We start from the raw sequence: 22,945 nt of genomic DNA, 5'->3' as shown, positions 1-22,945 counted from the left end.
TAGGCAAGGGGTGTTGCACTTGGAAAGTGGCAAAGAGGATGATGGTACTGGTATGTGAAATTCTAAGTCTTTTAATGTTTTGTTTTATCAAGTTTTTGTACGATTTTATCAGAAGTCCATTGGGTTATAATATTGAGCATGATCAAAAGAATGATGACAATGGTCATGATGAAGGTATTATAGCGTTGATAGCCATAGCGGATTGCCATATCCCCTAAACCGCCTCCACCAAGATATCCAGCAAGTGAGGTGGCTCCTATGAGAGAAATGATCATGACTGTAAAACCTGTAATCAGGCTAGGGAGAGCTTCAGGAATAAGAACATGTCTGATAATTTGAAGACGGCTTGCGCCCATAGAGCGGATCGCTTCAATGAGACCGTTTTCAACGGTTTTAAAAGAGAGTTCCGCCATGCGTGCATAAAAAGGGATAGCTGAAATGGTCAGTATAAAAATTACAGCAGGCATTCCTATCCCTCTTCCTACAACGATACGCGTAACGGGAAGAAGATAAAATGCAAGAATAATAAAGGGAATGGCACGAATACTGTCAATGATGATGCTTAAAGGGCGATTGATAAGAGATGAAGCAAAAATTCCTCCACGTGCTGTTGTATGAAGAAGAAGACCAAGTGGAAGTCCTATAATAAATGCCATAAAAGAAGCACTAAGTGTCATCAATATTGTATCAATAACAGCTTGGGGAAGTTCATGAGACAAAACATTAAACATAACCTAACACCTCGCAATATCGTCCTTTTTCTGTTAACCATTGAACGGCTTTTTTTAAAGCTTCTTTATCTTGAGCAGGAAGAGCAAGGAAGAGGCGCCCGATGGTTTCGCCTTGGACTGTATCAATGCCACCATGAAGAATACGTGCTCTTAAACCGCTTTCATCTTCCAAAAGATGGAGAAAAGGTTGTTGGGCGATTTCGCCGGCAATATTCATTTCAATAACAGCTTCTCGCCCGATTGGTTTGAGATTTTTCGCAAATTTTTCAGGAAGTTGCGGGGTGACAAGCTTGAGCATGGCTATGGTTGTATCGTCTTGCGGTGATGTAAAGATGTCTTTCACACGTCCTTCTTCTACGATGTTCCCCTGATTAAGAACAACAACGCGATGCGCTATGGTGCGCACAACTTCCATTTCATGGGTGATGAGCACAATCGTGAGATTGAGGTGTTTATTAATATCAGCAAGGAGCTCTAGAATAGATTGTGTTGTTTCAGGGTCAAGAGCAGAGGTGGCTTCATCTGATAACAATATTTTAGGATTAGCAGCGAGCGCACGAGCAATGCCAACGCGTTGTTTTTGCCCCCCTGACAATTGTGCCGGATAACAATATTCTTTTCCATATAACCCAACCAATTCAATCAGTTCAAGGGCACGTTTGTGGCGTTGTTTTTTACTTACACCACTTAATTTAAGCGGCAATGCAATGTTATCAAGAATATTTTGCGATGAGAGAAGGTTGAAATGTTGAAAAATCATCCCAATTCGTTGACGGTAAGGCGCCCACTCTATCTCTGATAGATTTGAAATATCAATACCTTCAAAAAAAATTGACCCTGCATCAATCTTCTCTAACCCATTTAAACAGCGGATAAGTGTTGATTTTCCTGCTCCACTGCGCCCAATAATCCCAAGGATTTCACCAGCATGGATATTTAAAGAGAGATTATTAATTACCGGAACACCAGCCGTTTTGTTAAAACAACGGCTGATGTTTTTTAAGGAGATAAGAGTAGGTTTTTCCATTCACAATTACTCGGATATTTGGCACAATTACCAAGAAGTTTGGGCGGTTTTGCCAAAAATCTCTTTTATTTTTGCACGGATGAGATCGTTGTTGTAAGCGGCAACTAATTTTTTAACCCATGGCTCATCTTTTTCGCTCGTGCGTACAACGATGATATTATCATAAGGATTATTTTTTGCACTCTCCCATGCGACGACATCTTTTTCGAAGTTTAATCCGGAAACAATAGCCCAGTTTGTGTTTATAATTGCAAGATCAAAATCGTCAATAGCTCGCCCTAACATACCAGCATCGAGCTCACGAATTTGCAGGTTTTTAGGATTTTCGATAATATCAAGTGGAGATGCAAGAATATTATGAGGATCTTTTAACTTAATGAGACCTAAAGAATTGAGAAGAAGTAAGGCTCTTCCACCATTAGATGGGTCGTTCGGAATACCAACATGTGCACCATCACGTAGATCTTTTAAGTCTTTGATTTTGTGCGAATAAACACCGATTGGAGCAATAAATGTATAGCCGACAATTGAAAGTTTATAGCCACGTTGTTTCATTTGTTCATTAAGATAAGGAGCGTGCTGAAAAGCATTCGCATCGATCTCTCCTGCGTTAACAGCGTCATTAGGCAAAGCGTAATCAGAAAAATAAACGAGTTCAATATCTAAACCGGATTTTTTAGCCTGTTCAGCAGCAGTTTTCCAAATAATCGCATCCCGCCCTTCCATAATACCAAGTTTGATTTTTGATTTGTCTGTAGCCATGACGCAAGCAGTAGATAAAAAAAGTGCAAAGAGAGAGAGGAATAATCCTATAATCTGACTGCGAGAAAAAATTTTTAATGTCATGTGCTTTTAACTTTCTTTTCCAAGAGATTTTTTGAGGGAAGTTTCAATATACTCTGTATTTTTTTAGGAAGATTTAAAGTTATACAAGCTTTAGAGAATATTCAATCACTTTTATTTTTAAAAGAGTATTATTTTTCCTTTTATTTTTAGTATTTTGGGGGCGTATCATCATTCATTCTCTGAAATTCAGGCAATCAATTCTTTTATTGCAATCATTTGTTGAGGGAACCAATAACACTTTAAAAACTTCTTTAAAGGACGATTGGTTGAAGAACCAAACAATCAGATGATGCTTTAGGCGTAAATTCATGAAGAACATACTGCGCAACCAAAATCAAAAGTCCGTGTTCGTGTAGAGGGGGGAATAAAGAGAGATTTTGTTGCAATGTTGCGGGGGCTTTTGCGCGGGAAATAAAGGTTGCTGATCATTGGATTTAAACGCGGCAAATTTTTGCAAAGGCAAAATTTTGCCTTTCACATGTTTTGAGAGAGGAAGAAAAATAATGTTAAGAAAGAAATTTTTATCAACAACAATGATTTTATGGGCTTTGGGAGCGTCGGGGGTGGCTGTGACTGCTTCTCACGCGGAAGCTGGAACCATTGCTGGAACAGTTGCTCGTGTTGCATCAGGTCAGGTATCTTTACGCACAGGTCCTGCAACAGTTTATAAAGTGATCACAATGGTTCCAATGGGAGCAAAAGTGCAAATTTATGGCTGTCTGTCCAATAAAACTTGGTGTTCTCTTGGTTATCACGGAAAGGTTGGTTGGGCATCTGCACGTTATGTCAATGTCAACAATGTTCCTACCGTTGCTTTTACAAAGATGCCAGTAAAGCCAAATGCTATGATAAAATCGTCAAAAGTAAAAAAAGAAAAAGTAAAACAGGTTGTTTCTGATTTTAAAGTTCTTCCGGCGATTCAAAAAACACGGAACAATATGCAAAAACTATACAGAACAGATGTGATTATCGATTCTACAGGTGTCAAGAAAAGGGATGAACGAACAATTTTAAATCCGTCGCCAAAAGCACAAGAAGTCTCTGTAAAGCGCGTGAATGCTTATAACCCCTTGTTTCCTGATAATGTCAATTACAAAAATTTTGAACGTAATGAAACGCGTTACCGTGTTGTGACCTATCCTGCTCGATAAAGGTAAAGTTAATTTCACAACCGGAATAACAAAAAGGATCAGCAGCGTGAAGCAAAAAATGCTTATGCTGCTAATCCTATTCTACCATAAAATGGCATTAAGGTGGCGATGATTAACTTAAGGCGGCAAGGTATTCATGGATATTCAGAGTAAAATTGTTAATATCCCGAATCACAGTCCTTTAGAATGGCGATATGAATCCTCAGCAGGAGAGAAGATCCTGCTGAAGAGAAACCGGACTTTTGACAGACCGGCTAGGGCTCTTCCCTTTCGGACAGGGCATTAATTTACGGACTTAGGCTTTATCAAATTACGAGAAATGAGCAATTCAGCAATTTGAACGGCATTCAATGCTGCTCCTTTTCTTAAATTATCGGCGACAATCCAGAAAGCTAAACCATTTTCAACGGTGATATCTTCACGAATGCGGCTAATAAAGGTGTCATCTTCTCCTGTACATTCATAAGGTGTGGCATAGCCACCATCTTCGTGTTTATCGATAAGCTGACAACCGGGAGCATCGCGGAGAAGCGCTTGTGCTTCAGATACGCTTAGTGGTTTTTCAAATTCAACATGGACGGCTTCGGCATGACCGATAAAGACAGGGACCCGAACAGCAGTGGCCGTTAACTTAATCTTCGGATCGAGAATTTTCTTCGTCTCAGCAGTCATTTTCCATTCTTCTTTTGTATAACCATCTTCCATGAAAACATCGATATGAGGAATGACATTAAAGGCAATGCGTTTAGTGAATTTTTTTGATATAATTGGGTCAGCAACAAAAACTGCACGTGATTGTTCGAAAAGTTCGTCCATTCCTTCTTTACCAGCTCCAGAAACCGATTGATATGTAGAGACAACAACACGTTTAATGATTGCAGCATCATGGAGTGGTTTTAAAGCTAAGACCAGTTGAATTGTTGAACAATTAGGATTTGCTATAATATTACGTTTAGAAAAGGCATTTATAGCTTCGGCATTGACTTCAGGGACGATCAACGGAACATTGGAATCATAGCGCCATGTGGAGGAATTATCGATGACGACACAGCCGGCAGCAGCGATTTTAGGAGCATATTCTTTGGAAATGCTTCCTCCCGCAGACATAAGACAAAAATCTGTGTCAGAAAAATCGTAAGTATCCAGTGCTTTTACTTTTAAAGTTTTATCTCCATAAGAAACTTCTTGTCCTAATGAGCGTCGTGATGCTAGAGGGGCAATTTCATGCGCAGGAAAACCACGTTCTTCTAAAATTGTAAGCATCTCACGACCAACATTTCCGGTTGCGCCGACAATTGCAACTTTAAAACTCATTTTCTATATACTCCTCATGTCTCTCCACGTTTATTCCTCGTGCTACTCAGGAGAGAGTGAGTTGGTCAAGGAACATCATTAAATTATATTTTTGATTTTCAACAACTCAATTTTGTGTACACCAATCATCATCGTCAGCACAATAAATTGTTTTATTTCAAATGATACGTTTTTTTTAATCTTTCAGAATTGAAAAATTGAATATTGTACGCTAAACTATTAGCTCGTTAGAGAGCACTTTAATTAAGTGAATTCTTTATCTTCTGTCAATGTTTACCTTTACACTTTTGAATTTTTTAAGGATGGTATTACGTATCGCGTTGGTGGAATCTTTTAATACTCTATCTGTTAATTGTTGAATTATTTGATTTTCTCCCTATGCCTTTAAAAGCGAAGCTTCCTATTACAGTCTGTAAACAGCCAGATTCTAGCGGTTACTTTTAGCGGCTTCCCATTTTTCACTTGAAACTTAAGGCTCAACAAGAAAGCCTAAAAATATTTAAAAAGACATTTAGCATCTAAAAACATTTGAATGTTTCAAGGAGGTATGCGTGCTTCATATCCTCATACCTTAAATGATAGAATTTATGGTACAACAGGATAAACTTAAGTATCCATTATATAAATAAATTATTATGAAAGTTATACATATAGTTTTTTCGTGTCTGTTTTTTACTTTAATCCTGTTATGCTATAAAATATCTTCATTTGAAGTATGGTGGTATAAGATCTTCAAGCTTTCTTGATATATTTAAGTGTTTTTTAGTGTGTGTGAATATTCGTAGACTTGTTTGGTGAGCCTTTGGCTTCAAGTAAAATATATGAGTGGAAAGCCGTTGCCCCCCCATATTTATGTTTAATAAAAGAGCAAGTTAGCACCATCATACATTTTTCCAGTACTCAATGTCGATACAGCTTTTGGTATGAGAGACAATTCAATAAGAGTATGCCTTTTTGTACATTTTTACTCATACGCCAACTCCGCTTGTAATGTGCAAACAAGAGATTTTGATTGATTCAATATAGAACAAGTTTGAAATGAAGGAAATTTACGATATTTGAGATACTTATTCAATATACATAACGTTATATTATCATTATAAATCAACGCGCTATTGCTAAATTAAACGCGTTATAATTCACACTATTTACAGACCAGATTAGATTTAAGAATTTTCGTTCTCATGAGGTGTGGGGAGACAGTTACAATTCTTTTCAATATTATTAAGGATGTTGATTGTCCTTTCAGTGAATTTATGAAAATAAGGGGTCATTTTTTTCATCAGAAATCAACTGCAAAATAGCTCTTTGTTTTTTGCGGGTCATCATTCTGAAACTTTTCAAAAGTAAATATTCTGCTTTGCTTTCTACTCTGTCATCACAATGATAAAGGGGATCTTCTTTTTTTGTGTTATCAGCATAAAAGAAGGAAACGGGAACATCTAATATATGAGCAATTTCTTGTAAACGTCTTGCACTTACGCGATTTAAGCCTTTTTCATATTTTTGAATTTGTTGAAATGTTACACCCAAATGACTTCCTAATTGTTTTTGAGAAAAACCCAAGACGTTTCTTCTAAAGCGAATTTTTTTGCCTAAAGAAATGTCGTAAAAATGTAGATTTTTGGTTCGCACTTTGCTCCCCCTCCGGTTGCGAGCGCCCTCGCATTAGTATTCCGGGGTCTGGAAGTGCTGAAACCGAGCCAGCCTCTTGCTTTTAGTGCTGAGAGCACTTGGACATAACAAGAGCCCCCGGAAATTCCGGGATATCCGCAAAAAGCGGGTTTATTTTATACTCGGTTTTAGGGCTTCCAGGCCCTATTTGATCGTCGCGTATACGATCAAAAACACAAGTTCATTCATAGGATAATTTCTTTAAATCGTCAACCAGAGTGACAGCAGTTGTTTTGGTTGTTTTTTGCAAAGTTTACATGCAGCTGTTGCAATGCATCCCTTTATTTTGATGAAATTTAGGACAATTTCTTGGTGATCATTATGGGGTATATTTAAAATTGTAACTATATGACTTTATCCATTTATTTTGTATAAAAACGGAAGTTTCTTTTCGCATTCAGAAGCAAAAGACTTTTTAGAGTAAGTATAACATTGGGAGTTGGTAAAGAGAATGCTGGTGCTGGTGTGTGATGGATTAGCACTAATATTAAAAAGATTGCATAAGCAAAAGAGAGTTTTTTATAGAACAGTGATCGATAACAGCTTTCTATAAAAAAATGAACGAAATTTTCTTATTTTTTATGCGTTATTTCTTCATTGTTTTGCAAAGGGCGCGCTTCTGAGGCAAGCATAATGGGAACGCCATCACGAATAGGATAGGCAAGTTTGGCTTTGAGAGAAATGAGCTCTTGTGTTTCTCGGTTGTAAGAGAGTGTGCCTTTCGTTATTGGGCAGACGAGCAATTCGAGCATTTTGGGATCTGTGGTCATTTTTTTCATGTTGGGACCGTTCATTAGTTTAAGCGGTAATCTGTGCCTATTTGCTTCATGAGTGAGCGTTCTGTTAATGCAAGAAGAGTTTGGGCACGGCTTTCGATATCTGGAGCTTCAAGGAGAGCTTGTTTTTCTGCTGGTGTAAAGGGGATAAGAGCTGAAAAAGCATTAACTAATATAGGTGTAGGGGCTTCTATGATACTGCTCCAATTATATTCCATTTCATGTATGGTTAGATATTTTTCTACAACGTCGAGTAAGTTCTCTCGGTTAATGCTTTCTTCAATATCAAATTCTTGCAAGTCTTTTATGTTTGATTGGATGAGAGCTGTTCGATAGGATTTTGTGTTTGTTAATTCTTGTTCTAAGGTGAAGCGGCAAACACCTTGTAAGATAATGAACAGTTGTCCATTTCCTGTTTCACTGTAGTTTGTAATGCGCCCTATACAGCCTGTTTTATAAAGTTGTGTAGAGAAGCGGTCTGTATTCGATGAAAGTGGTTGAATAATGCCCAATAGACGATCAGTTACCATAACGTTTTCAATCATTTCAAGTGATTCTGGTTCAAAAATGTTGAGTGATAAAAAACCACCGGGTAGTAAGAGTGCACCTTCTAAAGGAAAAAGGGCAATTTGCTTTGGAAGATCATTTTCGCAATTGTAAGAAATATTACCAGCTTTCATGAGTATTTTGTCACCTTTGTTCGGTAGTTTTAGTCTGTAAATAGTCGCAATTTATGACACTATTGAGAAAGCAGAAAACCCACTTCTTGTGCATTAAAATCATACTTATAAAATACTTGAAGTCCTTATTCTAAAAAAGAATATGAAACCCTATCTTTAAGGTTGAACTGCGCGAGAAAGAATATTGCTTTGCGGTTTTTTTAGTGTGTGACGTTTTGCATGATTTTCAAGAGGTATTTTTGTTTATAGCTTTTGATTTTTGTCTTAAATTTTCTAAAATGTGTTCCTTGCAATTTTTGTAAGGTTCAAAAGGAAGCTATTATAAATCTTTTGAAGCAGCTTATGCAAGTTTTAAAATGAGAACATTTTCATCACTTTACTAATGACAGTGTGATAAAGATAGGTTATAGGTTCAAATATGCTGGAAAGAGCGTTATCGTTTCTTTCATTCTTTTGCGGGAGAGTGCAGATTGCGAATTTTCGCATTGCCGCCGAAGGGGAAATAGCCCATAATCTCTCAGGCTTTAGGGACCGTAAAAGGAAGAAGGCAGATCTGGAAAGTCGGGAGAGCCCGCGCCGAAGGTGTAAGCGAAAAATCTTTTCGCGAGTCTCTCAGGTTGATGACAGAGGGGTGCAGAGACGGCCATATTCTGTGGGCGTTAGCGCAGCTTTGGAGTTATTATGGGCACAGCACAAGAAACATCTTTTTTAAAAACACTTCCTTTATACGATTTGCATGAAAAAGCAGGAGCAAAATTTGGTGCTTTTGCGGGGTGGAACATGCCTTTAACTTATCCTCTTGGCGTTTTGAAAGAGCATCTTCATACGCGTGCACAAGCGGGACTTTTTGATATTTCTCATATGAAATTGATTGCTGTTGAAGGGGCACAAGCCGTGGAATTTTTATCCTATGCTTTTCCCATTGATGCAGCAGCTTTAAAAATTGGGCACTCACGGTATAATTACTTGCTTAATGAGCAGGCTGGTATTCTTGATGATCTTATCATTACCCGTTTGGAAGAGGGCCGTTTTATGTTGGTCGCCAATGCCGGTAATGCACAGGCTGATTTTGTAGAATTGGAAAAGCGTGCGGTTGATTTTGAATGTCAAGTGATTGCTCTTGAAAGGGTATTGCTTGCTCTTCAAGGTCCTGAAGCGGCTGCTGTTCTTGCTGATGCTGATTTACCAGGGAATGAATTGTTCTTTATGCAAGGATTCGAACCACAACAGGATTGGTTTATAACGCGTTCTGGTTATACGGGAGAGGATGGTTTTGAAATTGCTTTGCCTATAGGGCATGCGCATATGTTGGCTGAAAAATTGCTGAGTGATTCTCGTGTTGAGTGGATTGGACTTGCAGCACGCGATAGCTTGCGGTTAGAAGCAGGGTTGTGTTTGCATGGAAATGATATTACCCCCGATACGACACCTATTGATGCGGCTCTAACATGGGCTGTTTCTAAAAGTGTTCGAGAAAAAGCACAATTTTATGGCGCGAAGGCTTTTCTTGAAGCGCTGCAAAAAGGACCTGCTCGTTGTCGTGTCGGATTAAAACCGCAAACGCGCCAACCTATTCGTGCTGGTGCGGTGCTTCTTGATGATCAAGGTAATGAGATTGGAGTTGTAACATCAGGTGGTTTTGGTCCTTCTTTTGATGGTCCTGTCGCGATGGGTTATGTTCCTGTTGATTGTAAAGTTGAAGGGACACAAGTCTTTACAGAACTGCGAGGTAAAAAGATTGCATTATCAGTTCATTCACTTCCCTTTGTTGAACAACGTTATTTTAAAGGATGATTTTTTATGTCTAAAACTTATTTTACACAAGACCATGAATGGCTTAGCGTTGAAGGAAAAGTGGTGACTGTTGGGGTTACGCATTATGCGCAAGAGCAATTAGGAGATTTGGTTTTTGTTGATTTACCACAAAGTGGGACAAAACTCTCCAAAGGAGAGGCAGCTGCTGTTGTGGAATCGGTGAAAGCCGCTTCAGATGTTTATGCTCCTCTTGATGGTGAAGTGGTCGAAATCAATGAAGCATTGGCTGATAATCCTGAATTGGTAAATCAGAAAGCCGAAACAGAAGGCTGGTTATGGAAAATGACATTGCAGGATGAGACACAACTGGAAGGGTTGTTGGATAAAGATGCTTATAAGGCTTTGATTGGATGAGTATCATGATCGAGCATTCTTTCTCTTCTCGACATATTGGGCTGCGACCTGATGAAACACAAAAAATGCTTGATGTTTTAGAGCTTGATTGTGTTGATACACTCATTTCTCAAGCTGTTCCACACTCTATCCATTTGGGACGTTCACTTAATTTGCCAAAGGCTGCTAGTGAAGGACAAGCCTTGGAAGAACTCTCCAAGATGATGGAGCGTAATTGTGTGCACAAAAGTTTTATTGGGCAAGGATATCATGGAACTCATGTGCCTCCAGTTATTTTACGAAATCTGTTTGAAAATCCTGCTTGGTATACTGCTTATACGCCTTATCAAGCAGAAATTAGCCAGGGTCGTTTAGAACTTTTGTTTTATTTTCAGACATTGGTGAGTGAACTAACAGGTTTACCGGTTGCGGCTGCTTCCCTTCTTGATGAAGCAACTGCTTTAGCTGAAGCCAATGCCCTCGCTTTTCGCTTTTCCCGTGAGAAAAAGACGAAGATTTCTGTTCAGAGTCTTTTACATCCTCAGACTTTAAGTGTTGCGCAAACGCGTGCTGAAACACAAGGGATTCAGATTAGCCAAAATGGCGAAATTGCTTCTGATACAGCGGCAATTGTTTTATCTTGGCCAGATACAAAAGGTTCTTTTCATGATTACAGTGAGATCATAAAAGAGGCAAAGGAAAAAGGAGCTTTAGTTATTGTTGTGGCTGATCCTTTAGCGCTTACCCTTCAGGAGCCACCTGCTCAATGGGGGGCAGATATCGTTGTTGGCTCTATGCAGCGTTATGGCGTTCCGATGGGATTTGGTGGTCCACATGCTGGTTACCTTGCTGTGAGTGATGCGTTAACGCGTCTTATTCCAGGGCGTATTGTTGGTCAATCCGTGGATACGAGAGGGCGTGTTGGTTTTCGTTTAGCTTTGCAAACACGAGAACAACATATTCGGCGCGATAAAGCGACGTCAAATATTTGTACAGCTCAGGCGTTGTTGGCTAATATGGCAACTGCTTATGCTGTTTGGCATGGGCCGAAAGGTTTACAAGCAATTGCACAGAGAATTCATCATTTAACATGTCGTTTTGTTGCTGGTTTAAAGGCTGCAGGTGTTTTTTGTGAAGGAGAATCTTTTTTTGATTGTGTAAGCATTGTTGTGAAGGGAAAAGCGAAAGAGATTGCACATCAAGCCAAAATGAGTGGACGCCTTATTCGTGTTCTCGATGATGACACCATTGCCATTAATTTTGATGAATTATCTACAGAAGAAGATGCTTGTGCTTTAGCGCAGCTTTTTGGGGCACAATTAGGCGATCAGGTTTCTCCACAGCTCTTTGGCAAAATGCGGGATGCTGCTTTTCTTTCCCAGCCCTTTTTTCATGCGGTTCATTCAGAGACAGATATGATGCGCTTTTTGCGTCGTTTGGCGGATAAGGATTTGGCGCTGGATCGTGCAATGATTCCTCTTGGTTCTTGTACAATGAAGCTTAATGCGGCGGCTGAATTGATGCCTGTGAGTTGGGCTAGCATGGCCAATATACACCCTTTTGTTTCACAAGAGGATGCAGCGGGTTATGTGGAGATGATCGATCAGTTAAATGCGTGGTTGTGCGAAATTACAGGATTTGCGCAAGTTTCTTTTCAGCCAAATTCTGGTGCTCAAGGTGAATATGCGGGGCTTTTGGCTATCCGACGATATTACCAATCACGGGGAGAACATCAACGTACAGTTTGTCTTATTCCCGCATCTGCGCATGGTACCAATCCAGCTTCGGCTCATATGGCAGGTATGGAAGTCGTTGTGGTAAAATGTTTAAGCGATGGCGATGTTGATGTAGATGATCTCAAAATGAAAGCGCAATTGCATAAGGATAAATTGGCTGCTCTCATGATTACTTATCCTTCAACACATGGTGTTTATGAGGAAAGCATTAAGGAAATTAGTTCTATTATTCATGAAAATGGCGGACAAGTTTATTTTGATGGCGCTAATCTCAATGCACTTGTGGGGCTTGCTCGTCCTGCAGATATTGGCGCTGATGTTTGTCATATGAACCTTCATAAAACATTTGCCATTCCCCATGGTGGTGGTGGTCCTGGTATGGGACCAATTGGAGTTGCAGCGCATCTCAAACCATTCTTACCAGGACATGAACAGGATGGGACAACCCATGCTGTTTCGGCAGCTCCTTATGGAAGTGCGTCTATTCTTGCGATTACATGGATGTATATTCGAATGATGGGAGCTGATGGTTTAAAATATGCAACACAAATAGCCATTTTAAATGCTAATTATATTGCTGCACGTCTTTCACCCGCCTATTCCATTCTTTATCGGGGCAAGCATGGATGTGTGGCTCATGAATGTATTGTGGATACACGTGTGTTGAAAGAGCAGTATGGGGTGAGTGTTGATGATATTGCAAAACGTCTCATTGATTATGGATTCCATGCGCCTACGATGTCTTTCCCTGTTCCGGGAACTTTGATGATTGAGCCAACGGAATCAGAACCAAAAGCAGAAATTGATCGTTTCTGTGATGCTTTACTCTCTATTGCTGAAGAAGCAAAGAAAGTTGGTCGTGGGGTTTGGCCAAAAGACAATAATCCATTGGTGAATGCTCCTCATACAGTGGCAGATACTTTAGATGATGCTTGGGCACGACCCTATTCGCGACAAGAAGCTGCTTTTCCCAACAGCTCTCTTGATCCAGCCAATAAATATTGGCCTCCTGTATCACGTATTGATAATGTTGCGGGAGACAGAATGCTCATTTGTTCGTGTCCGCCATTGGGAAATACCTATTAAATAACAAATATGTATTTACTTTGTTTATTTACATAAACAAAAAAGCCCACACATTTTGTGTGGGTTTTTTACCTATTGATCATGTTATTATGGAGTTATTTGTCTATTTTCTAAAATTTTGCATCTTTTTTTATAACATGAGAACAATCGAAAAAGTCGACAAAAAGCTGTGTTCTGTAGGCAATAGGCATGTTCTCCTTTGCCTTCTACCGTATGACATGGTTTTAGTGACTAGGCGCGCCGGTCTGCCAGCTAATTCACGTAAACGAGAGTGAAACCTACGGGGATAGGGTCCAGTCTGTTGCATGTGTTGTGCATACTACTCTCACTAAGGTGACTACGATTGGTTGCAGAAAGGATAAAATCATTTTTGGAGAGATAACGGGCTTGTTCAATTACTTTTAATGCTTCAGATGATAAAGGCACACGAAACTCTGTTGTAGCATCACGCATTCCTTTCATATTTTCGGCAGGAATGGTCCATATATCACCCTCAACTTGATCTTTATGAATATAACATAAGGGACGTGTGCAAACCCTTGTAAGGATAAGCAAACGCAAAGGCAAATGTGTCATAGTTGTTTTTTGACAAAATGTTTTATAAAAATCCGGCACATCTTTCCAATCCATAGCTGGTCTATTAGTGGTTTTATGGCGTTATGTTCCTAAGAGCGTGCGTGCTTTTTCTGTTGCTTGTAAATCAACATCCAATCCTATGCAGCCGCATGTTTTGAGTTAGAGATTGAGAAAAAAAAGAGCTTTATGAGTAGTTCCAGCTTTTGTATGCCAGATGAGGGCGAGGGGATTGCATATACTTTTGTTGACGTAATCTCTGAAACGGGCAAACAACCTAATTTGGGGAAAATATGAAGTTTTAAGGGTAGAAACCATTTACCATTATTCTTAAGTTCAGCTTTACGACTTTCAAAAGCATCTAAAGTAATATCTTTTAAATAATGGAGATTGTTTATTGCCTAACGCTTTTGTTTGTTGCGTTCTTTAAATGGGGGCACGACCCTCATGCAAAATAGAACGCCATTGATTTGCTAATTCACGGGCTTTTTTTAAGAAACATTTCGCAATGCACCCAAGCCCATTTCACGATGGTGTCCGTGAATTGTATAATGGTAAATCCATTGAGCACCACTATCTTTACGCTTCATAAAGGAGTAGGACGGCAGTATCATTATATTTGCTAGCTCGTAGGTGTTATTACAGTCCTTGGCACTTGAGATGGTTCATTAGAAGCATTTTTAATCCTTTCTTAATAGTTTTTTATCCGCAAGGGTTCTTTCCGCTTGTAACTTGCAAGAGACATGGTTTTGGTTGATTCAACCTAGAACAGGTCTGAAATGAAAGAATTTTACGATATTCTGGGTTCTCATTCAACATGTAAAACAATGAACACTCTTTATAAATCAATGGGTTGTCTTATGATGGAGTTGGTGTGGCATTGAGGTTTTAGAGGAAAAAAACATGCCTTTAGAATTTATAACAGATACCAAGTCTTTATAGTAGGTATATTAAATGCTCATCATTAAAATAAATGGAGCGTCAACAGTGGAGAAGGGGGGCTTAAATCCGCATGAATGCTTATTCTGTTGTGCTGTAAAAACATCATCGCTTGAGGCGTGGTGATATAAGGCACAAAAACTTTATGCATGGGGTGTTTTGATGAGAGGTGTAGTGAATATTCAAGAGAGGACTTGCTCGTATAATTTTGTGAAAGGAGCCGTATGGAAGGGGAAGCCGAGAATGAGCTGTTCTTGGGAAGTGGAATTGTTTATCAACCAGTTTGAAGAGGGATTTATATCTTTTGATGTGTGGGAAGGAAGCCAAAAACAAAGCGTGTAGAACCTTATACCCCATGCTTTTAAAGTGTTTTAATTCTAATCACAAATTAAGTTTAAAATTGCTTTCTGTTTGACAGGTGTAAGAATTCTAAAACTTTTTAAAAGCAAATATTCCTCTTTGTTGGATGCGATTTCATCATGATGGTATGGGGTATGTTCTTTTTTGATAATATCAGCGTAAAAAAAGGCAAGTGGGACATCCAATATATCGGAAATTTCCTTTAAACGTCCTGCGCTTACGCGATTTAAGCCTTTTTCATATTTCTGGATTTGTTGGAAAGTGACACCTAAATGATGCCCTAATGTTTTTTGAGACATTTTTAGCATTTTTCGCCTAAAGCGAATTTTTTTGCCTACAAAAAGATCAATATTAAGATTTGGAGTTTGCATTTTTCCCCCACCGGTTGCGAGCGCCCTCGCATGAGTATTCCGGGAGTTAAAAGTACTGAACTCAAATCAGCATTTTGCTTTTAGTGCTGAGAAGCACTTGGACATAGCAAAATCTCCCGGAATTCCGGGATACCCGCAAAGCGGGGTCAATTCATGTTTGAGTTTTCAGGCTTTTAATCCCTATTGGTCGGTGCGTATGCGACCAAGACACTTTCTGACTCATAAAGTAATTTTAGGAAATTGGCAATAAAAATAGTTTTTCTTGAGAAGGATCGATTTTTTTTAATGAGAGGTTGTTTGCCTTTCAACTTTTTAAGGCTTGTTGCTAAACTCATGACATCAGATATGCATTTTACGAAGGAAAATTTTTGTTTTTAAGCTCAAGGCACCGCCTATGGTGCTGTGCTTAACCAATAACTAAAGTGATTTTTTAGATGCGTCTGAGATATCATGATGATAGGGGAAAGTTTTTATGAGTAAAGATCCCTCATGCAAAATAAAATCAAAACAGAATAGATTTGGTTGTTTTATATTCACATGTTTGTTTTAAGAAGATATTTCTCAATGTTAGTGCCCATTTCACGAATGGCGTTTCGTAAAGCGTATAACGTAAAGGTTTCTATGAAGGGGATAAAAGCTATATTGCTATCTTTACTGAAAAAAGATGCGTGGACGGCACATACTCTTTGTCAGTTCAAAATATTACGACAGTTTTTGCCTTTGAAAGGGAGCATAAGAGCTACTTTTTCTCTCTTTACGTATTTTTATCTATACGCTCAGGTTCGCTTGTTATGTGCAAGCGAATAGTTTTGATTGATTCAATATAAACAGATCTGAAATGAGAAAATATATTGGGCTTTCTCATTAGGTGTGAATAATAAATTATTATTATAAATCAATAATTCTATACTTAAGGAAGCGTTTTTTAAGGTTTTTTTTGTTCGTTGTTAAGAATGTGCGTGTTTTAGATAAAAAACTGTATCAACGCAGTTATTGTTAGGATTAAAGTTTTTATGAGAAAAATGAGCATTGTGGAATGATAAGCTTTTGATATAAAGCGTTTTAGAATTTTGCACACTTAATGATAACTTATTTGTTTTATCATTTTGTATGCTTGCTATAAGCGATGCAAAGTTGGGATATGGCTTGAGAAAGCAGATGACACAAGTATTATCTTTCGGTAAGTAGTTTTGAAGTAAAAGACAGCTTAAATGATAAATGAAGATAGGTGCACTATGAATGAACTTACCCATATTGAGACTATTATAGCACATTATGATGCTGTTTTTTGTGATGTGTGGGGTGTTGTGCATAACGGTGTACATGCATTTGAACCAGCGTTGAAAGCATTGTATAAAATTCGACAAATGGGAAAAAGTGTTATTTTATTAACCAATTCTCCTCGGTTACGGCAAGATGTTGCCGCTCAATTACAAAGCATGAATGTTCATAGCGACTATTATGATGCTATTATCACTTCAGGGGATGTAACGCGCGATCTCATTCGGACTGCTCCGCGTAAAGTTTTTTTTATTGGTTCACAACGTGATTTGGTGCTGTTTGAAGGGTTAGAGTGTGAATTTGTTGAAGAATGGGAGGCTTCTGTTGTCGTCTGTAGTGGTTTTCTTGAAGATTTTGACGAAGAACCCTCTGCTTATGAGGAAATGTTTCTTCGCATGCGGGCGCGGAATTTACCTTTTATTTGTGCTAATCCTGATGTGATTGTCCATTATGGCAATAAAGAATTTTGGTGCGCTGGTGCATTGGCGCGTCTTTATCAACAATTAGGGGGGGAGGTGCGCATTGCTGGAAAACCTCATGCGCCTATTTATGAATGTGCCTTTGAAAAACTTCAAAAAATACGGGGAACAGTAGAAAAAAGTCAAGTTTTAGCCATTGGTGATGGTCTTTTGACGGATATTAAGGGGGCGGCTCATTTTGGTCTTGATGCCCTTTATATTATGGGGGGGATTCATCATCATGATTATACGCAAAATGGTGTGGTGGATAAGCAAGAATTGCATTCTTTTCTTGAACATTATGGTTATAAACCACAAGCAATCATGTGGGCACTTCAGTAATGACTAATTTTTTGCGTCTTCAGGGAACTCATATGTTTCCATCGGCTTGGCGGGGAGCAGTGTTGGCACTTGGAAATTTTGATGGTGTTCATTGCGGACATCAGGTGGTGTTGCAAAAAACGCTTGACTTCGCGCGGATAAAAAAGAAACCAGCCGTTGTTTTAACCTTTGAACCTCATCCAAGAAGTTTTTTTCAACGTTCAGCTCCTGTCTATCGTTTGACAGAGGCAGCTGAAAAAGCTGAAATTTTTAAAGTCCTTGGCTTTAATGGCGTGATTGAACAGCCCTTTGATGCACAGTTTGCCTCTCTTTCAGCGGATGAATTTATCAAATCGATTTTAAAGGAAGTTTTTGATGTTTCAGTTGTGGTGACAGGGGAAAATTTTCAATTTGGTCATCAGAAAAGCGGAAATGTACATCTTCTTTGCCAAAGGGGAAAGAAATATGGATTTGAGGTTGTGCAAGTTTCTTGCGTTGCTCGTCCTCAAGATTCACAACCTTTGATCATTTCCTCGAGTTTTATTCGGCAATTTCTTTCACAAGGGGAAGTGGACAAAGCAGCCCATTTGTTAGGGTATCACTATCGGATACGCTCCAATATTATTCAAGGGGAAAAACTTGGACGTCTTTTGGGGTTTCCTACTGCTAATCAAATGTTGCCTCCCCAAGTTCTTTTGGCTCATGGTGTTTATGCGGTACGTTTGCGTCGTGCGAACGGTGTTTTGTATGATGGTGTTGCAAGCTTTGGTTGTCGTCCAACGGTTGTTAAAGATGGTGCGCCACTTTTGGAAACCTATTTGTTTGACTTTAACGACGACCTTTATGGGGAAAGCTGTACCGTTTCTTTTTTCCAGTTTTTGCGAGGACAAGAAAAATTTGATGGTCTTGAACCTTTGATTACGCAAATGCACCGTGATGAAAAAAAGGCAAAAGAAATTTTAAAGACAGTACAACCATTATCAAAGTTGGATAGGCTGCTTACTTTTAAAAATATGCCCTAAACTTATCTGAAAGAGAGAGAAGAGCCGTAAAAATAGCACTTAAAGTGATTATAATCACAAAGATATATTCCAAAACATCATGGAATATATGTTTTTTCCGTTGTTGAGAGGGAGAATCGAATATCTGAAGATCTGATTTTGGCATTATCTTTTTCAAAATTCATTTTATGGCTTTTGTTGTCATTCAAAAGTTTACTGCTTGTTTCTTTCTGATCCGTTAAAAACCATCATAAAAGATGCATTAAAGAATAAGCCCCAGCCTATTTGGCAATAATAGACGTGAAGAGGGAGAAAGACTGTTTTTAAAATTTCTTGCGATTTTAAGCTTATAGTTTGATAAAATTTAATCGATGACTTTTTTATTTCAAAAACTTATGGTTTTTTTTCTAATTTGTTTTATTATATCGGATCGTCTTTTATGATGATATTGAATTTATATAAAACCTTACGCCTGTGATATTTTGTATCATATGATAAATATTTTTAAAAAAGGTTTGTTTGTTGAGTTTTGTGAAGTAGAGCGGTGGTCAACAGCTGTTTTGTGCTAACCAATAACGTAAACGAGAATAAAGCTGCTTGAAAATGCTTTCAGTCTCGTTTTTCTCGTATATTGTGAGAGGTCCTTCACATTAAGGAGGCTGCGATCGATTGCAGATAAAAAGAAATCATTGCGAGAAAGCAGGTGTACTTGTTTCAAAATTTCTCATGCTTTTGATTGATAAGTACAATTTTGTTATTGTATCACGTAAATCTTTCAGATTCTCAAGTTAAGAACTGTCCATATATCTCCTTTTTTCTTCACAAATATAACACCTATAATGCAGCGGGCAGGCAGTTTTTAAGGATATGAAAACGCAAAGCTAATAATGTTTTGTTGTTCTTTGATAGAAGTATTGGATAAAAGTTGGAACATCTTTCCAATCTATGTTTGGTCTCTTTGTAACTTTATGGCATTGTTTTTCTCATAAAGCTTTTGCTTTAGCGATCCTCAACGCGAGCAATATGTTTGAGATAAAGATTAAGGCGCTTTAATACTCTCTCTGCTGTTACAGCTTTTGTATGCCAGATGAGGAGAGCCCCCTATATTGCCTATATTCATTTGGATAATCTCTGAAATCAATTTACAGCTTTATTGGGGAAAAATATGAAGTTATAAAGGGGGAAATCAGTCCAGATGATTGTCTTTTTAAAATTCGGTTTTTTCACATTCAAAAGGTTCCAGAGTAATATCTCTTAAATCATGAAAATAACAGTTTCAGGCTTTTGTTGTTCTTTGAATAGGATAATCACACCCCACAGGTAAAATAAAATGCTGGAATATATTTGTTTTGCTAATTTACGCGTTTGTTTTAAAGAAATATCTTTCAACGCTTCCTATATCCATTTTCATGATGGCACTCATGAATGGTATCTTGCAAGCTCCGTTGAGCGCTATCATCTTTATGCCTAATAAAAGAGCAATCCGGTATCATCAGTTATATTGACAAGCCTTCAGTGTTGTACAGCCTTGGCTATTTGAGAGCGTTTATGAGAGAGATTTTTCTTAACTCGTTTTACTTCACACGAACTCTTCCTGCTTGTGACATGCAAAAAACACGCTTTTGATTGATTCACTATAAATAGATTAAAAATGGGAGAATCTTACGGTATTAGGGTTTCTCATTCAACGTGCAAAATAATTAATTACTATAAATCAATATCTTATAATTAACCATAGATGATGGCTTACGGCTTTTTTATAAAATACTCTGCATGCCTTTTATCCGGAATATGGGGGGTAGTGGTTTTACTGTCGTTTTAGGTGTTTGTGGCGTACGGATGAGCTCGTGTTGGTAGAGGATTAAGAAAAAGGAGGTGGAGCAGTGATAAAAGGTGAGGTGAAAATAATTTTCCTTGATCATCATATGAATTTTCATGCATTTTTATGGCTTCCGGTGTGCATGTTTGTTGTATATTGAGGAGTAAAGCTTGCGTGTAGAGTTTTATGAAGTGGGAAGCCTGAGTGGAAAGCGCAAGACAAAGATTATTGACAGATTATTTTTTACAGATCGATGTGTATTTAAGAGTTTTTATCTTTTAAGGCGAGGAGGAAGTATATGAAACCTGTGTTTAAAGACGTGCTAAACGATAAAGATGCAGCGAGCGTGCTCCGTGATGGCAATAGGCGAGAAGAGGCAGAGAGGCGGTTTTTAAAATTGTTTGCATAGCTTCAACAGCTGACTGTTCTATAGTTGGAGGAGAAATGGGAATGTGATAGGCTTTTATGCCATATTCATTTGCGACCGTTTTAATGCTAGAAAAGTCAGGTTGATGAAGCTCTTCATGATCGGGGCGGTTACAGATAACTGTTTTAAAACCAGCTTGTGCCAATGTTTTGATATTTTCTATGCTAATTTGGGCACTGATAAAAATATCAGGTTCAATTTGTTGTAAATTCATTTTTATTTATTCTCAATTGCACGATCTTCATGATACCCTCTGGTCTGGTATATAAAAGAACATAATGAAGGTAAGTTTTTCAATGTCATCTTAACAAAAATATTCTTTTTGTCGAGAAGATCTATTTGGAGAAAATGAGCTGTAAGATGCAAAATATCTCACTTTGCCATATGTTCGTTATTCGATCTTATGTAAGACGGCTGTTTGGTCTTTATGGATAATCTATTGAGTTTACCAAGTATAGACATTCCATAGTGTTGCTTGTTCACATGCTTGCTAGAGGTATTCTTATTTCTCTTAAGCCCATTTTACCCTGTTGAGCGTATAAGAGTATAAAATTCATCGGTCACCAGCTTCTTTACGCTTATGAAGAAGTAAGCAGGCACCATTGTTATATTTGTCTACCTCCAATGTTACTACATTCTTTGGTTCTTGAGACAATTCATAAGAAGCATTTTATATTTTCTTGTACAGTTTTTATCCATACACCATCCCCGCTTGTAGCGTACAAGAGACATGATTTTGATTGATTTAATACAGAGGGCATGAAATGAGAGAATCTTCCTGATTTCAGCTCTCTCATTCAACATGCAAAACAATGAATGCTTCTCATAGTTTGTTGTATATTCAGAGTGGAGCTTATTTGTAGAGTTGCATTAAGTGAACTGCATGAAGGGAGAAGCTCAAAAGGTAGGTGCGAGATAAGAAGCTGGATCATTTTCAGAGCATTGTTTACAGATCGACATGGATTTAAGAATCTTTGTTTTTGGGTAGGGGAAGAAGAGGGTGTCTCTTGTTTAAATTTATTTTTATTATTCTCAAGAACATCATCTCCATAATGTTTTTGCTCGTGCTAAAAGAATATTATAAAGACAAAATTGTGGGCTGTCGTTTTTATCCTAAAAATAGGAGAAATGATTATTTTGCACGTATTGGATGCTTGCTTCTTTTGTTGCTTTCTGTATAATCGTAAAAACGATAATGCTGAAAGGCGTAATAAATGATCATTGGACTTTTGAATCAAAAGGGAGGCGTAGGAAAAACTACGTTGAGTGTTAATCTTGCGGCCAGTTTTGCGCGTACTGGTGCACGGGTATTGCTTATTGATGTTGATCCACAGGGTAGCGCATTGGATTGGGCTGCTGCGCGTGAAGATGAACCTTTGTTTTCGGTTATTGGTTTACCGCGTGCAACGGTTCACAAAGAGATTACACAGATTGGTCATGGTTATGATCATATTATTATCGATGGTCCTCCGCGTGTGACTGATCTTGCTCGTAGTGCTCTTATGGCTTCGGATTTGGTGCTTATACCTGTTTTGCCTAGTCCCTATGATATTTGGGCAGCCGATGGAATTGTAAAGCTGATTGACGAAGCGCGTGTTTATAAAGAAGATCTTAAATCTGCTTTTGTTATTAATCGTAAAATAGTCAATACAGCGATAGGGCGTGATGTGAACGAAGCTCTTGGCATATACTCCGTGCATGTTCTTTCTTCTAGCGTTGCGCAGCGCGTGATTTTTGCAGAAGCAGCAGCACAAGGGAAGGCGGTTTATGAAGTTGATAAGCAAGGACCAGCAACAGCAGAGATTGAAGCTATTGCAGCAGAAATCAAGGAGTTAGCGTGATGAATAAAAAAATTAAAATCGGCACGAAACCAACGAATAAATCAATTCCTTTAACGGCGGATGCATGGGTAGGAAGTCCCAAAGGGAGCATGAGTGGAGGTATGAAGCGCCTCACGATTGATATACCAGAAAGTTTGCATCGATTGATTAAGGTAAGTTGTGCAAGTCGTGGAACTAAAATAGCCGATGAGGTGCGCGAATTGCTTTCACAAAAATACGGAAAAGTGTAAAAATGATATACGATAATAAGTTTTTGTTGGTTTGAGTGCTTTTTCTAGAGATGATATCGATTGTTTTTATACGAATTTAATAATACAAGCGCCCTTCTTTTTTCACGAGGTCTGCTTCATTTAAATTGTTTTTCATAAGGTTCTATATCATTTCA

At 38.3% G+C, this 22,945-nt stretch carries 17 protein-coding genes, 1 pseudogene and 1 riboswitch; of the genes and pseudogenes, 8 read left to right on the top strand and 10 right to left on the bottom strand.

What is annotated here, in order from left to right; all coding sequences use genetic code 11:
- Positions 1 to 71 precede the first annotated feature (71 nt).
- From PVV60_RS05030 to PVV60_RS05020, 3 genes are read right to left on the bottom strand one after another with little or no spacing between them, the layout of a single operon-like run.
- A complete protein-coding gene (locus PVV60_RS05030; RefSeq protein ID WP_273723584.1) occupies positions 72 to 731 on the bottom strand; it encodes a methionine ABC transporter permease in 660 nt (219 codons plus the stop codon).
- Positions 724 to 1,758, bottom strand: a complete 1,035-nt coding sequence (locus PVV60_RS05025) for a methionine ABC transporter ATP-binding protein (protein WP_273723582.1) — start codon at positions 1,756 to 1,758, stop codon at positions 724 to 726. Before PVV60_RS05025 ends, PVV60_RS05030 begins: the two co-directional genes overlap by 8 nt.
- Positions 1,759 to 1,785: 27 nt before the next feature.
- Complete coding sequence (locus PVV60_RS05020) at positions 1,786 to 2,604, bottom strand: MetQ/NlpA family ABC transporter substrate-binding protein (RefSeq protein ID WP_273723580.1); 819 nt, start codon at positions 2,602 to 2,604, stop codon at positions 1,786 to 1,788.
- 503 nt (positions 2,605 to 3,107) lie between these two features.
- On the opposite strand from PVV60_RS05020, the gene PVV60_RS05015 reads away from it, so the two are divergent.
- A complete protein-coding gene (locus PVV60_RS05015; protein ID WP_273723579.1) occupies positions 3,108 to 3,755 on the top strand; it encodes an SH3 domain-containing protein in 648 nt (215 codons plus the stop codon).
- A 282-nt stretch (positions 3,756 to 4,037) separates the two neighbouring features.
- Here the strand turns inward: PVV60_RS05015 and PVV60_RS05010 are convergent, their stop codons facing one another.
- The 4 genes from PVV60_RS05010 to PVV60_RS04995 form a co-directional block, all read right to left on the bottom strand.
- Positions 4,038 to 5,069, bottom strand: a complete 1,032-nt coding sequence (locus PVV60_RS05010; protein ID WP_273723577.1) for an aspartate-semialdehyde dehydrogenase — start codon at positions 5,067 to 5,069, stop codon at positions 4,038 to 4,040.
- A 1,254-nt stretch (positions 5,070 to 6,323) separates the two neighbouring features.
- On the bottom strand, positions 6,324 to 6,704 hold the full coding sequence (locus tag PVV60_RS05005) for a helix-turn-helix transcriptional regulator (RefSeq protein ID WP_273723576.1): 381 nt from the start codon (positions 6,702 to 6,704) through the stop codon (positions 6,324 to 6,326).
- A gap of 611 nt (positions 6,705 to 7,315) precedes the next feature.
- A complete protein-coding gene (locus tag PVV60_RS05000) occupies positions 7,316 to 7,522 on the bottom strand; it encodes a Trm112 family protein (RefSeq protein WP_273723574.1) in 207 nt (68 codons plus the stop codon).
- Positions 7,523 to 7,536: 14 nt separating this feature from the next.
- Complete coding sequence (locus PVV60_RS04995) at positions 7,537 to 8,199, bottom strand: LON peptidase substrate-binding domain-containing protein (protein WP_273723572.1); 663 nt, start codon at positions 8,197 to 8,199, stop codon at positions 7,537 to 7,539.
- A gap of 446 nt (positions 8,200 to 8,645) precedes the next feature.
- A riboswitch (glycine riboswitch) is annotated at positions 8,646 to 8,743 on the top strand.
- A gap of 137 nt (positions 8,744 to 8,880) precedes the next feature.
- On the opposite strand from PVV60_RS04995, the gene gcvT reads away from it, so the two are divergent.
- The 3 genes from gcvT to gcvP are packed head-to-tail and all read left to right on the top strand — an operon-like array spanning position 8,881 to position 13,169.
- On the top strand, positions 8,881 to 9,993 hold the full coding sequence (gene gcvT / locus PVV60_RS04990) for a glycine cleavage system aminomethyltransferase GcvT (RefSeq protein ID WP_273723570.1): 1,113 nt from the start codon (positions 8,881 to 8,883) through the stop codon (positions 9,991 to 9,993).
- Between the two features lie 6 nt (positions 9,994 to 9,999).
- Positions 10,000 to 10,368: a glycine cleavage system protein GcvH gene (gene gcvH, locus PVV60_RS04985; protein ID WP_273723568.1), complete on the top strand. Its 369-nt coding sequence runs from the start codon at positions 10,000 to 10,002 to the stop codon at positions 10,366 to 10,368.
- Between the two features lie 5 nt (positions 10,369 to 10,373).
- Positions 10,374 to 13,169, top strand: coding sequence for an aminomethyl-transferring glycine dehydrogenase (gcvP, locus tag PVV60_RS04980; RefSeq protein ID WP_273723595.1), 2,796 nt, complete (start codon positions 10,374 to 10,376; stop codon positions 13,167 to 13,169).
- A gap of 87 nt (positions 13,170 to 13,256) precedes the next feature.
- Here the strand turns inward: gcvP and PVV60_RS04975 are convergent.
- Both PVV60_RS04975 and PVV60_RS04970 read right to left on the bottom strand, forming a co-directional pair.
- Positions 13,257 to 14,375: pseudogene (locus tag PVV60_RS04975) on the bottom strand (tyrosine-type recombinase/integrase); the annotation flags it as partial.
- Positions 14,376 to 15,058: 683 nt separating this feature from the next.
- On the bottom strand, positions 15,059 to 15,412 hold the full coding sequence (locus PVV60_RS04970) for a helix-turn-helix domain-containing protein (protein ID WP_273723566.1): 354 nt from the start codon (positions 15,410 to 15,412) through the stop codon (positions 15,059 to 15,061).
- Between the two features lie 1,235 nt (positions 15,413 to 16,647).
- Here PVV60_RS04970 and PVV60_RS04965 point away from each other — a divergent pair.
- A complete protein-coding gene (locus tag PVV60_RS04965) occupies positions 16,648 to 17,493 on the top strand; it encodes a TIGR01459 family HAD-type hydrolase (RefSeq protein WP_273723564.1) in 846 nt (281 codons plus the stop codon).
- The gene (locus PVV60_RS04960; RefSeq protein ID WP_273723562.1) at positions 17,493 to 18,494 is read left to right on the top strand and encodes a bifunctional riboflavin kinase/FAD synthetase; all 1,002 of its coding nucleotides are present in this window, start codon (positions 17,493 to 17,495) and stop codon (positions 18,492 to 18,494) included. Before PVV60_RS04965 ends, PVV60_RS04960 begins: the two co-directional genes overlap by 1 nt.
- A gap of 2,109 nt (positions 18,495 to 20,603) precedes the next feature.
- Here PVV60_RS04960 and PVV60_RS04955 read toward each other — a convergent pair.
- Positions 20,604 to 20,933, bottom strand: coding sequence for a TIGR01244 family sulfur transferase (locus tag PVV60_RS04955; protein ID WP_273723560.1), 330 nt, complete (start codon positions 20,931 to 20,933; stop codon positions 20,604 to 20,606).
- Between the two features lie 1,000 nt (positions 20,934 to 21,933).
- On the opposite strand from PVV60_RS04955, the gene parA reads away from it, so the two are divergent.
- Together parA and PVV60_RS04945 are read left to right on the top strand one after the other, a co-directional pair.
- Positions 21,934 to 22,560: a ParA family partition ATPase gene (gene parA / locus PVV60_RS04950; protein ID WP_273723558.1), complete on the top strand. Its 627-nt coding sequence runs from the start codon at positions 21,934 to 21,936 to the stop codon at positions 22,558 to 22,560.
- On the top strand, positions 22,560 to 22,790 hold the full coding sequence (locus PVV60_RS04945) for a plasmid partition protein ParG (RefSeq protein WP_015856697.1): 231 nt from the start codon (positions 22,560 to 22,562) through the stop codon (positions 22,788 to 22,790). Before parA ends, PVV60_RS04945 begins: the two co-directional genes overlap by 1 nt.
- Positions 22,791 to 22,945 lie beyond the last annotated feature (155 nt).

The sequence above is a fragment of the Bartonella sp. AU18XJBT genome, assembly GCF_028618595.1.
In the GTDB taxonomy this organism is placed as follows: Bacteria; Pseudomonadota; Alphaproteobacteria; order Rhizobiales; family Rhizobiaceae; genus Bartonella.
This window is presented reverse-complemented; position numbering and strand designations above follow the sequence as displayed.

Coding starts and splice junctions, on each gene's coding strand:
- gcvH (WP_273723568.1), top strand. CDS start 10,000: ATGTCTAAAACTTATTTTACACAAGACCATGAATGGCTTAGCGTTGAA.
- PVV60_RS04945 (WP_015856697.1), top strand. CDS start 22,560: ATGAATAAAAAAATTAAAATCGGCACGAAACCAACGAATAAATCAATT.
- PVV60_RS05025 (WP_273723582.1), bottom strand. CDS start 1,758: ATGGAAAAACCTACTCTTATCTCCTTAAAAAACATCAGCCGTTGTTTT.
- PVV60_RS04965 (WP_273723564.1), top strand. CDS start 16,648: ATGAATGAACTTACCCATATTGAGACTATTATAGCACATTATGATGCT.
- PVV60_RS05020 (WP_273723580.1), bottom strand. CDS start 2,604: ATGACATTAAAAATTTTTTCTCGCAGTCAGATTATAGGATTATTCCTC.
- PVV60_RS04955 (WP_273723560.1), bottom strand. CDS start 20,933: ATGAATTTACAACAAATTGAACCTGATATTTTTATCAGTGCCCAAATT.
- PVV60_RS05010 (WP_273723577.1), bottom strand. CDS start 5,069: ATGAGTTTTAAAGTTGCAATTGTCGGCGCAACCGGAAATGTTGGTCGT.
- PVV60_RS04970 (WP_273723566.1), bottom strand. CDS start 15,412: ATGCAAACTCCAAATCTTAATATTGATCTTTTTGTAGGCAAAAAAATT.
- PVV60_RS05000 (WP_273723574.1), bottom strand. CDS start 7,522: ATGAAAAAAATGACCACAGATCCCAAAATGCTCGAATTGCTCGTCTGC.
- gcvP (WP_273723595.1), top strand. CDS start 10,374: ATGATCGAGCATTCTTTCTCTTCTCGACATATTGGGCTGCGACCTGAT.
- PVV60_RS04960 (WP_273723562.1), top strand. CDS start 17,493: ATGACTAATTTTTTGCGTCTTCAGGGAACTCATATGTTTCCATCGGCT.
- PVV60_RS05015 (WP_273723579.1), top strand. CDS start 3,108: ATGTTAAGAAAGAAATTTTTATCAACAACAATGATTTTATGGGCTTTG.
- PVV60_RS05030 (WP_273723584.1), bottom strand. CDS start 731: ATGTTTAATGTTTTGTCTCATGAACTTCCCCAAGCTGTTATTGATACA.
- PVV60_RS04995 (WP_273723572.1), bottom strand. CDS start 8,199: ATGAAAGCTGGTAATATTTCTTACAATTGCGAAAATGATCTTCCAAAG.
- gcvT (WP_273723570.1), top strand. CDS start 8,881: ATGGGCACAGCACAAGAAACATCTTTTTTAAAAACACTTCCTTTATAC.
- parA (WP_273723558.1), top strand. CDS start 21,934: ATGATCATTGGACTTTTGAATCAAAAGGGAGGCGTAGGAAAAACTACG.